Source organism: Streptomyces sp. LE64 (assembly GCF_052606915.1).
This window is the reverse complement of sequence record NZ_CP199708.1, coordinates 6,454,713-6,466,514: the sequence shown is the minus strand read 5'-3', so window position 1 is coordinate 6,466,514 and position 11,802 is coordinate 6,454,713. Positions and strand designations below refer to the sequence as shown.

Annotated in this window: 1 protein-coding gene; it reads right to left on the bottom strand. The window is 74.6% G+C overall.

Annotated elements, in window-relative coordinates; all coding sequences use genetic code 11:
- Nucleotides 1-10: 10 nt before the first annotated feature.
- Nucleotides 11-11,788, bottom strand: coding sequence for an SDR family NAD(P)-dependent oxidoreductase (locus ACSMX9_RS28510; RefSeq protein WP_445398328.1), 11,778 nt, complete (start codon nt 11,786-11,788; stop codon nt 11-13).
- Between the last annotated feature and the right edge of the window lie 14 nt (nt 11,789-11,802).

The following is an 11,802-nucleotide window of genomic DNA, read 5'->3' as shown; positions in this document are numbered from 1 at the left end:
GGTCCCGGGCTCATGTGAGTCCCAACTGCCGGTCGATGTAGTCGAAGACCTCGTCGTCGCTCGCCGCCTCGATCCGGTCGGGGGCCAACTCGTCCGGGCCGTCCCCGGTCGGGGCGGGGTCGGACGGCCGGCGGGTCTGCCAGCGGGACAGCACCTGGTGGAGCCGGGCCGCCAGTTCCTCACTGACGGCCTGCTCCGGCAGCGCGTCCAGCAGCGTCTCCAGGGAGTCGAGTCCGGCGCGGACCGCGGAGTCGTCCGTGGGGCGGCCGGCGGCGGTGCGGGCCGCGAGGTGACGTGCCAGTGCCTCCGGCGTGGGGTGGTCGAAGACGAGTGCGGGCGACAGTCGCAGCCCGGTCGAGGACGCCAGCCGGTTGCGCAGTTCGACCCCGGTGAGGGAGTCGAAGCCGATCTCCTTGAACGGGCGGGCCGCCCGGACGAGCTCCGGCGAACTGTGCCCGAGCACCGCGGCGGCGCTGCCGCGCACCAGGTCGAGCAGCACCCGGTGCAGTTCGGCCGCCGGGAGGGCGGCGAGTTGCTGCGCCGTGGAGGAGCCCGTCTGCGGAGCGGCGGAGGAGGCGACCGTGCGGGCCGGCCGGACCAGACCGCGCAGCACGGCGGGCACCCGGTCGCCCGCCCGCAGGACGGACGGGGAGATCCTGGCCGCGAGCCGGTACGCGTGCGGGGAGCTCAGCGCCGCGTCGAACAGGGCGAGGCCCTCCGCCGTGGTCAGCGCGCCCGCTCCGGCGCCACGGCCGGCCGTGACCCCCGCGGTCATGGTGCTGCGTTCCTCCCACAGCCCCCAACCGATGGACACGCCGGGCAGCCCCTCGGCCCGGCGTTCGACGGCGAGGGCGTCGAGGACCGCGTTGGCGGCTGCGTAGTTGGCCTGCCCGGCCCCGCCGAAGAGGGCGGCACCCGAGGAGAACAGGACGAAGGCGGCGAGGTCCCGGTCCCGGGTGGCCCGGTGGAGGGCGAGCGCCGCGTCCGCCTTGGGCCCGAGGACGCGGTCGAGTCGGTCGGGAGTCAGCCCGGTGACCGTGGCGTCGTCCAGGACTCCGGCTGCATGGACGACCGCGGTCAGCGGATGCGCGTCCGGTACGGTCGCGAGCAGGGCGTCGAGCGCGCCGCGGTCGGTCACGTCACAGGCGACGACGCTCACCGCGGCCCCCCGTTCGGTGAGCTCCGCCGCCAGCTCCGGCATCCCCGCGGCGGTCTCCCCGCGGCGCCCCGCCAGCAGCAGGTGCCGGACGCCGTGCGCGGCGACCAGGTGCCTGGCCAGGAGCCGTCCCAGGGTGCCGGTGGCCCCGGTGACCAGGACGGTGCCGTCCACGTCCAGCGGGGCGGGAAGGAGCAGGACGTTCTTGCCGGTGCCCGCGGCCTGGCTGAGCGACCGCAGCGCCGCCGGGGCGCGTCGCACGTCCCAGCCGGTGACCGGCAGGGGACGCAGCACGCCCCGTGCGAACAGGTCCAGGACCTCGGCCAGCATCTCGCCGATGCGTTGCGGCCCCGCCTCCATCAGGTCGAACGCCCGGTACCGCACGCCGGGGTGCTGCCGGGCGACCGCCTCCGGATCGCGGACGTCGGTCTTGCCCATTTCCACGAAGCGCCCGCCGCCGGGCAACAACCGGAGGCCGGCGTCGACGAACTCCCGCGCCAGGCTGTCCAGCACGAGGTCGACGCCCCGTCCCGAGGTGGCCGTGAGGAAGCGCTCGGCGAAGCCGGTGTCACGGGTCGAGGCGATGTGCGCGTCGTCCAGGCCGGCCGCGCGCAGGACCTCCCACTTGGGCGGACTGGCCGTCGCGAACACCTGCGCACCGGCATGGGCGGCGAGTTGGTGCGCTGCCATGCCCACGCCGCCGGCCGCGGCGTGGATCAGTACGGACTCCCCGCGCCGCAGCCCGCCCAGGTCGAAGAGGCCGTAGTAGGCGGTGAGGAACACCACCGGCACGGACGCCGCACGGGCGAAGGACCAGCCGGTGGGGATGCGGGCGACGGTGCGCCGGTCGGCGACGGCCACCGGGCCGAAGGCGCCCGGGAAGATCCCCATCACCCGGTCGCCCGGTGCCAGGTCGTCCACACCGGGCCCGACCTCGATGACGGTTCCGGCCCCCTCGCTGCCCAAGCCCTGTTGCTCGGGGTCCGGGTCCAGGCCGAGGGTGGCGATGACGTCGTGGAAGTTCAGTCCGGCGGCCCGCACCGCGATCCGCACCTCGCCCTTGCCCAACGGGGCCAGGACCTCGGGTGCGGGAACGGGCGCCACGTCCTCCAGGGAGCCCCGACCGTCGGTGGCGAGCCGCCACGCCGGCTCGGCGGGCGGTGGGGGCAGCGTCCCGTCCGGCCGTTCGCCGCGGGCGAGTCGGGGCAGGAACAGTTCCCCGGCCCGTACCGCGAGTTGCGGTTCGCCTCCGGCCAGGGCCGCCGACAGGACGTCGGCCGATGCGTCCGCCCGGTCCAGGTCGATCAGCACGAAGCGGTCGGGGTGCTCGGTCTGCGCACTGCGCACCAACCCCCACAGGGCGGACTGGGCGAGGTCGACGGGGCGGTCGGTCGGCCGGGTCCGGACCGCGTCCCCGGTGAGCACGACCAGGGCGGTCTCGGCGAACCGCTCGTCGTCGAGCCACTGCTGGACCAGGGCGAGGCCGGCCCGGGCCGTGGCACGGATCCGGTCGGAGGGGTCGGCCGAACCGGTGGTCGCCACCCTCGCGACGACCGCACGGGGGAGGGGTGCGCCCGAGTCCAGGGCACTGCCCAGGGCGTCGAGGTCCTCCCAGCGTTCCGCGCCGGGGACGGCGTCGCCCAGGGCCGCCCAGGTGGGAACGGAGCCCTCGACCGGGGCGGTGGCCGGTGTCCAGTCCAGGCGGAACAGCAGGTCGGCGTGGGCGGTGGTGGGCAGCGGCCCGCCGGCGGCCGGTGGCCGCAGGGTCAGGGAGTCCACGGCGAGCACCTGCTGACCGGCCAGGTCGTGAACGGCGAGGGTCACCGTGTCCGCGGCGTCGGCGGTGAGCCGCACGCGCAGGGTGGTGGCGCCGGTGATCCGGCTGGTCACCCCGGCCCAGCTGAACGGCAGTCGGGCCCGGCCGTCCTGCTCGGGTAGGAGCGCGGCGGTCTGGAGGGCCGCGTCCAGCAGTGCGGGATGCAGGGCGCAGCCGGCTGCGTCGGCGTGTTGCGGCTGCGGCAGCACCACGTCGGCGAAGACCTCGCCCCCGCGGAGCCATGCGGATCGAATGCCGCGGAAGGCGGGACCGTAGTGGTAGCCGGCCTCGGCGAAGCGTTGGTACAGGTCGTCCGTGTCCACGGGTTCGGCACCGGCCGGTGGCCAGCTCAGCATGCCGGTTCCGGCTCCGTCCGCGGCGGGCCGGGACGTGAGGGTGCCGGTCGCGTGTTCGGTCCAGGTCTGGTCCGGGTCGTCCCGGCTGCTGCGGGCGAACACGCTCAGCGGTCGGCGACCGTCCTCGTCGAAGGCGCCGACCCGCACCTGCAACAGGACGGAACCCTCCTCCGGCAGCACCAGCGCGGACTGGAGGGTGAGTTCCTCCACCACGGGGCAGCCCGCCTCGGCGGCGGCCCGCAGCGCCAGTTCCAGCAGGGCCGTGCCGGGGAACAGCACGACGCCGGACACCGCGTGGTCGGCGAGCCAGGGATGGGTGTGCAACGACACCCTTCCGCTGAGCAGGAGTTCACCGGAGTCGGCGGCTTCCATCGAGGCGCCGAGCAGCGGGTGGCCGGTGGTGGCGAGGCCCGCGGAGAAGACGTCCCAACTGGTGGTCGGTACGTCGAGCCAGTAGCGCCGGTGTTGGAAGGCGTAGGTGGGCAGTTCGACCCGCCGGCCTCCCGGGAACATCCCCGACCAGTCGACCGGCAACCCCCGCACATACCCCTGACCGAGGGAGAGCAACAGCCGTTCCATGCCCCCCTCACCACGACGCAGCGTCCCCAGCACCGCCGCGTCCACCCCCGCCGCCTCGACCGACTCCCCCACCGCCACCGCCAACACCGGATGCGGACTCGGCTCCACGAAGAACCGGAAACCCTCCCCCAACAGGGCCCGGGTCGCCTCCTCGAACCGCACCGTCTCCCGCAGATTCCGATACCAATACCCCGCATCCAACGACGCCGTGTCCAACCACCCACCCGTCACCGTCGAAAAGAACGGCACCGAACCAGAACGCGGCACAATCCCATCCAACTCAACCAACAACCGCTCACGAACCTCCTCCACATGCACCGAATGCGACGCATAATCCACCTCAATCCGACGCACCCGCACCCCCTCACCCACCAACTCCTCCACCAACTCCTCAACCGCCACCACATCACCCGCCACCACCGTCGACAACGGACCATTCACCGCCGCCACCGACAACCCACCACCCCAACCAGCAATCCGCTCCCCCACCTCCCCCACACCCAACGCCACCGACACCATCCCCCCACGACCCGACAACCCCCCCACCAACCGACTCCGCAACGCCACCACCCGCGCACCATCCTCCAACGACAACCCACCCGCCACACACGCCGCCGCCACCTCACCCTGCGAATGACCCACCACCCCATCCACCACCACACCACACGACCGCCACACCTCCGCCAACGCCACCATCACCCCCCACAACACCGGCTGCACCACATCCACCCCCACCAACGAACCCGACGAACGCAACACCTCCGACAACGACCACCCCACATAAGGCGCCAACGCCCGCTCACACTCACCCAACCGCTCCGCAAACACCCCCGACTCACCCAACAACCCCGCAGCCATCCCCACCCACTGCGAACCCTGACCCGGAAACACCAACACCGTACGACCCGACACCACACCACCACCCGACACCACACCCACCGACTCCACACCACGCGCCAAGGCATCGAGCCTTGCCGCCAGTTCGTCGCCCTGGCCCACCACCACCGCGCGGTGTCCCAGCACGGCACGGCCGGTGGCCAGGGAGAACGCCACATCGCCCGGGGGCGTGTCCGGCCGCTCGCCCACTGCGCCGGACAGCGCCGCCGCCTGGGCTCGCAGCGCCTCGGGGCTCCGTGCCGACAGCGGCCAGGCCACGGTGACGGGCAGGTGCTCCGGTGCGCCGGGCCGATCGACCGGTTCCCGCACGGGCGGCTGTTCCAGGACGACATGGGCGTTGGTGCCGCTCACCCCGAAGGACGAGACGCCCGCCCGACGCGGCCGACCGGTCTCCGGCCACGGCACGGCCTCGGTGAGCAGCTCGGCCGCCCCGGCGGACCAGTCCACCTGGGGGGTCGGGCCGTCGACGTGCAGGGTCTTGGGCATGACCCCGTGCCGCAGGGCCAGCACCGACTTGATCACGCCGCCCACACCGGCGGCCGCCGAGGTGTGGCCGATGTTGGACTTCAACGAGCCGATCCGCACAGGCCGTTCCGCCGGGCGGTCCTGACCGTAGGTCGCCAACAGCGCCTGCGCTTCGATCGGGTCCCCGAGGGTGGTGCCGGTGCCGTGCGCCTCCACCACGTCCACCTCGGACCCCGCAAGACCGGCATCCGCCAACGCCGCCCGGATCACCCGCTGCTGCGACGGACCGTTCGGCGCCGTCAACCCGTTCGACGCACCGTCCTGATTCACCGCCGAACCCCGCACCACCGCCAACACCGGATGCCCCCTACGCACCGCATCCGACAACCGCTCCACCAACACCAACCCCACACCCTCGCCGAAGCCGGTGCCGTCCGCGGCGCCGGCGAAGGACTTGCACCGGCCGTCCGGAGCCAGGCCCCCCTGCCGGCTGAACTCCACGAAGAGTTCGGGGCTGCACATCACGTTGACGCCGCCGGCCAGGGCCATGGAGCACTCCCCCGAGCGCAGTGCCCGCACGGCCATGTGCAGGGCCACCAGCGAGGAGGAGCAGGCGGTGTCCACGGTGACCGCGGGACCCTCCAGCCCGAAGAAGTAGGCCAGGCGTCCGGAGACGATGCTGCCGGAGTTGCCGGTGCCGAGGAATCCCTCGACGTCCTCCGGGATGTAGGGCAGGAGGCGTGCCGCGTAGTCCTGCTGCATCAGGCCGACGTAGGTGCCCACGGGAGCACCGCGCAGTTCCGAGGGATCGATGGCGGCGCGCTCGAACAGTTCCCAGGTGGTCTCCAGCAGCAGCCGCTGCTGGGGGTCCATCGCCAACGCCTCGCGCGGCGAGATCCCGAAGAACTCCGCGTCGAACTCGGCGGCGTCGTGCAGGAAGCCGCCGTGGCGGGTGATGGAGGTGCCGGGCCGGTCGGGGTCCGGGTCGTAGAGCGCGTCCAGTCCCCAGCCCCGGTCCGTGGGGAACTCGGAGATGCCGTCGCGGCCCTCGGCCAGCATCCGCCAGAGGTCCTCGGGCGAGCGGACCCCGCCGGGGAAGCGGCAGGCCATGGAGACGATCGCGATCCGGTCGTCGTCCGAGGTCCGGGGCGCGGGGCCCGCGGAAGGGGCGGAGTCGGTGCGGTCGTCCGTCAGTCCGGCGAGCAGGAAGCCGGCCAGTGCGGTGGGCGTCGGGTAGTCGAACACCAGGCTCGCCGGGAGCCGGAGTCCGGTGGCGGCGTTCAGACGGTTCCGCAGTTCCACCGAGGCCAGCGAGTCGAAGCCGAGTTCGCGGAAGGCCCGCCCGGGGTCCAGGTCGTCCGGGGAGGCGTGGCCCAGGACCGCGGCCGTGCGGGTGCGGACGAGTTCGAGCAGCATCCGCATCCGTCCGGCGCCGTCGAGGTCGGCGAGGCGCCGGCGCAGGGCGTCCTCGTCAGCCGTCGCCTCGGTGGCCGTCGCCGCCCGCCTCAGTGGTGTCCGGACGAGGCCGCGCAGCAGCGGCGGCAGCGTCCCGGCCGCCGCTGCGGAGCGCAGGGCGGCGGTGTCCAGGCGCATCGGCACCAGGACGGCGCGGTCCACGGTGAGGGCCGTGTCGAAGAGTTCGAGTCCCTGCTCGGTGGCCAGCGGCTGCATCCCGGAGCGGGCGATGCGTCGCACCTCGGCGTCGTCCAGGTGGCCGGTCAGTGCGCTGGCCTGCTCCCACAGGGTCCAGGCCAGGGACTGGCCGGCCAGTCCCGCGGCCCGGCGCTGTTCGGCGAGGGCGTCGAGGAAGGCGTTGGCGGCGGCGTAGTTGGCCTGCCCGGGGCCGCCGAAGGTGCCGGCGGCCGAGGAGAAGAGGACGAAGCCGGCGAGGTCCCGTCCGCGGGTCAGCTCGTGCAGGTGGAGGGCCGCGTCGACCTTGGGGCGCAGGACCTCGTCCACCCGTGCGGGGGTGAGGGCCGTGACGACGCCGTCGTCGAGGGCGCCCGCGGTGTGGACCACCGCGGTCAGGGGGTGCGCCGGCGGCAGGTCGGCGAGCACGGCGGCGAGGGCGGTGCGGTCGGCGGCGTCGCAGGCGACGATCCTGGCGTCGGCGCCCAGGGCCGCGAGTTCGGTCCGCAGGTGTGCGGCGCCTTCGGCGGCCGGGCCGCTGCGGGAGAGCAGGAGCAGGTGTCGGACGCCGTGCCGGGCGGCGAGCCGGCGGGCGACGTGGGAGCCGAGCAGGCCGGTGCCGCCGGTGACGAGGACCGTGCCGTCCGGGTCCAGGGGTCGGGCGGGTGCGGTCGGCCGGCCGGGGGCGTCGCTCGGAACCCCGGCCAGACGCGGTACGTGGACCTGGTCGCCGCGCACGGCCGACTGGGCCTCCCGTGTGGCGAGGGCCGCCGCCACGCCGGGTGAGGTCCCGGACTCGTCGGCCGGGTCGAGGTCGAGCAGGGCGAAGCGGTCCGGGTGCTCGGACTGTGCGGAGCGGACCAGGCCCCACAGGGCGCTCTGTGCCGGGTTCCGCAGGTCTCCTCCGGTGACGCTGACCGCGCCTCGGGTGCGGAAGACCAGTCGGGATCCGGCGAAGCGGTCGTCGGCCAGCCAGGTCTGCACGTCGGCGAGGGCCCGGTGCACGCAGGTTCGGGCCGCCGCGGCCGGGTCGCCGTCGTCCTCCTGCTCCGCGCAGGCCAGCAACACCGTCTCGGGCACCGGGGCACCGGCGTCCACCTCGGCCACCAGCGAGGCCAGGTCGGTGGTGAGCCGGGCCGGTGCTTCGGCGCCGGTGGAACGCGCCGGGACCCACTCCACCCGGTACAGGTCCCGGTGGTGGCGGCGACCGTCGCGGGCGGGGGCGAACCCTTCGGCGGCGGCCGGCCGGAGCACCAGCGAGTCCACCGTGGTCACGGCGCGGCCGGTCGGGTCGGCGACCTGGAGGGTCACCGCGTCGGGTCCCGCCGGGGTGAGCCGGACCCGGATCGCGTCGGCGCCGGTGGCGTGCAGCGTGACCCCGTTCCAGGAGAACGGCAGCCGTCCCCCGGGGTGTTCCTCGGTGCCGGCGGCGCCGGGCAGTCCGGTGGCGTGCAGGGCGGCGTCCAGCAGCGCGGGGTGCAGGCCGAAGCGGTCGGCGGCCGGTGCGGGCCCGTCCGGTAGGACGGCTTCGGCGAAGACCTCCTCGCCCCGCCGCCAGGCGGCGCGCAGGCCCTGGAACGCGGGGCCGTAGGCGAATCCGCCCTCGGCGAAGCGGTCGTACAGCCCGTCGAGGGCGACGGGTTCGGCCCCGGGCGGGGGCCAGGCGGTCAGCCCGGTGTCCTCCGCGGCGGTCGTCGGGGCCTCGGCGGCCAGGACGCCCCGGGCGTGCCGGACCCACTCGCCGCCCTCGCCGGCCGGTGCGTCCGGCTGCGCGTGCAGGCTCAGCGGGCGGCGTCCGTGCCGGTCGGGGGCGCCCACGGTCAGCCGCAGCATCGTCCCGCCGGAGCCGGCCAGCAGCAGGGGTGCTTCGAGGGTGAACTCCTCGACCCGGGGGCAGCCGACACGGGCTCCGGCCTGGAGTGCGAGTTCGAGGAAGGCGGTTCCCGGGAGCAGCACGCTGCCCCGGACCGCGTGGTCGGCCAGCCAGGGGTGGGTCAGGGTGGACAGCCGTCCGGTGAGCAGGAGGCCGTCGCCGTCCGCGAGGACCACGACCGCGCCCAGCAGCGGGTGGTCCGCGGGTGCCAGGCCGGCGGCGGTGACGTCGGCGGCGGGCTCGGCTCCGTCCTCCAACCAGTACCGTTCCCGTTGGAACGGGTAGGTGGGCAGGTCGACCGTCCCGGGACGGCGCCCGGCGAAGACGGCGTCCCAGTCCAAGGGGACCCCGCGCAGGTGGAGTTCGGCGAGGGATTCGGTGAACCGGTGGAGTCCGCCTTCGCCGCGGCGCAGCGTGCCGTGGGCGGTGGCGTCGGCGCCGGCGTCCTCGACGGTCTCCAGCGCGCCGACGGTGAGCACCGGGTGGGGGCTGCTCTCCAGCAGCACCCGGTAGCCGTCCGCCAGCAGGGCGCGGGTGGCCTGTTCGAACCGGACGGTGCCGCGCAGGTTCCGGTACCAGTAGTCGGCGTCCAGGACGGAGGTGTCCGTCAGGAGGCCGCCGGTGACCGTGGAGTAGAACGGGATCCCGGATGCGCTCGGGTTCAGCCCGTCGAGCCGTGCGAGCAGTTCGGTGCGGATGTCCTCGACGTGGGCGCCGTGGGAGGCGTAGTCGACGGGGATGCGCCGGTTGCGCACCTCCCGGGCGGTCGCCCGGGCGAGGAACTCCTCCAGGGCGTCGGCGTCCCCGGAGACCACGGTGGAGGCGGGGCCGTTCACCGCGGCGACGGAGAGCCTGCCGGTCCAAGGGGCGAGCCACTCGGCGACCCGGTCGGCGGGCAGGGCCACGGAGGCCATGCCGCCGCGGCCGGACAGGTCCCGTATCGCCCGGCTGCGCAGGGTGACCACCCGTGCGGCCTCGTCCAGCGAGAGGGCGCCCGCCACGCAGGCCGCCGCAATCTCCCCCTGGGAGTGGCCGACGACGGCGCCCGGGGTGACGCCGTGGGAGCGCCACAGTTCGGCGAGGGAGACCATGACCGCCCAGAGCACCGGCTGGACCACGTCCACCCGCTCGGGGGGCGGGGTTCCGGGCTCGCCGCGCAGGACGGCTTCCAACGACCAGTCGACGAAGGGGGCGAGGGCGCGCTCGCACTCCGCCACGCGGGCCGCGAAGACCGGTGCGGAGTCCAGGAGTTCCACCGCCATCCCGGCCCACTGGGACCCCTGTCCGGGGAACACCATGGCGACTTCGCCGCCCGCTCCGGCCGTGCCGCGCACCAGGCAGGGGGCGGTGTCGTCCGCGGCCAGGGTGTCGAGTGCCCGGCGGAAGCCGTCCGGGTCGGTGCCGATCAGCACCGCCCGGTGTTCGTGCGAGGCGCGGGTGGTCGCGAGGGCGTGCCCGACCTCGGCCGGCCGCCATCCGGGGCGGGCGTCCAGGTGGGCCCGGAGCCGTTCGGCCTGGGCGCGCAGCGCCCCGGCGGTACGGCCGGAGAGCACCCAGGGCAGGACGGGGTGTCCGGTGCCGGCTTCGGCGTCCGGTGCTTCCGCGGCCGGGTCGTCCGCCGGCCCGGTCGGGGCGTCGGCCTGTTCGAGGACGACGTGTCCGTTGGTTCCGCTGACGCCGAACGAGGACACCGCCGCCCTGCGGGGTCGTCCGGTGTCCGGCCACGGGGTGCTCGCGGTGACCAGGCGCACCGCGCCCGAGGCCCAGTCGATCTGCGGGGACGGGTCCTGGGCGTGCAGGGTCGGCGGGACGGTGCCGTGCTGCATGGCCATGACGGCCTTGATGACGCCGCCGACGCCGGCGGCGGCCTGGGTGTGGCCGATGTTGGACTTCAAGGAGCCGAGCAGCAGCGGTCGGTCGGCGGGCCGTTCCCGGCCGTAGGTGGCGAGCAGGGCCTGTGCCTCGATCGGGTCGCCGAGCGGGGTGCCGGTGCCGTGCGCCTCCACCACGTCCACCTCGGTGGGGGCGAGCCCGGCGTTGGCCAGTGCCTGACGGATCACCCGTTGCTGGGCGGGGCCGTTGGGCGCGGTGAGCCTGCTGCTGGCGCCGTCCTGGTTGACGGCGGTGCCGCGGATCAGGGCGAGTACGGGGTGCCCGTGCCGGCGGGCGTCGGAGAGCCGCTCCAGCAGCAGCACGCCCACGCCCTCGCCCCAGCCGGTGCCGTCCGCGGCGGCGGCGAATGACTTGCAGCGGCCGTCCCTGGCCAGGCCGCCCTGTCGGCTCATCTCCACGAACGGGACCGGCGTCGACATCACCATCGCGCCGCCGGCCAGGGCCAGCGTGCAGTCGCCCTGCCGCAGGGCCTGGGCGGCGAGGTGGATGGCGACCAGGGAGGAGGAGCAGGCGGTGTCGACGCTGACCGCCGGGCCCTCCAGGCCGAAGGTGTAGGCGATGCGGCCCGAGGCGACGCTGTCGGAACTGCCGTTGCCGAGGTAGCCGGCCACGTCGTCGGGGACCCGGCGCAACCGCACCGCGTAGTCCTGGTACATCACTCCGGCGAAGATCCCGGTCCGGCTCCCCCGGAGGGACGCCGGGTCGATGCCGGCGCGTTCGAACGCCTCCCAGGTGGTCTCCAGCAGCAGCCGCTGCTGGGGGTCCATCGCCAGGGCCTCGCGCGGCGAGATCCCGAAGAAGCCGGGGTCGAACCCCTGCACGTCGTCGAGGAAGCCGCCCCGCGCGGCGTAGCTGGTGCCGCTGCGCAGCTGCTGCGGGTCGTCGAGGTGGTCCAGGTCCCATCCGCGGTCGTCGGGGAAGCCGGTGATCGCGTCGGTGCCGGTGGCGACCAGCCGCCACAGGTCCTCCGGCGTCCGCACGCCGCCCGGGTACCGGCAGCTCATGGCGACGACGGCGATCGGTTCGCGGGCCGCCGTCTCGGTCTCGGTCAGGCGCTGCCGGGTCCGGTGCAGGTCGGCCGTCACCCGCTTGAGGTAGTCCCTCAGCCTGTCGTCGTTCCCCATTGCCTCGTCACCTC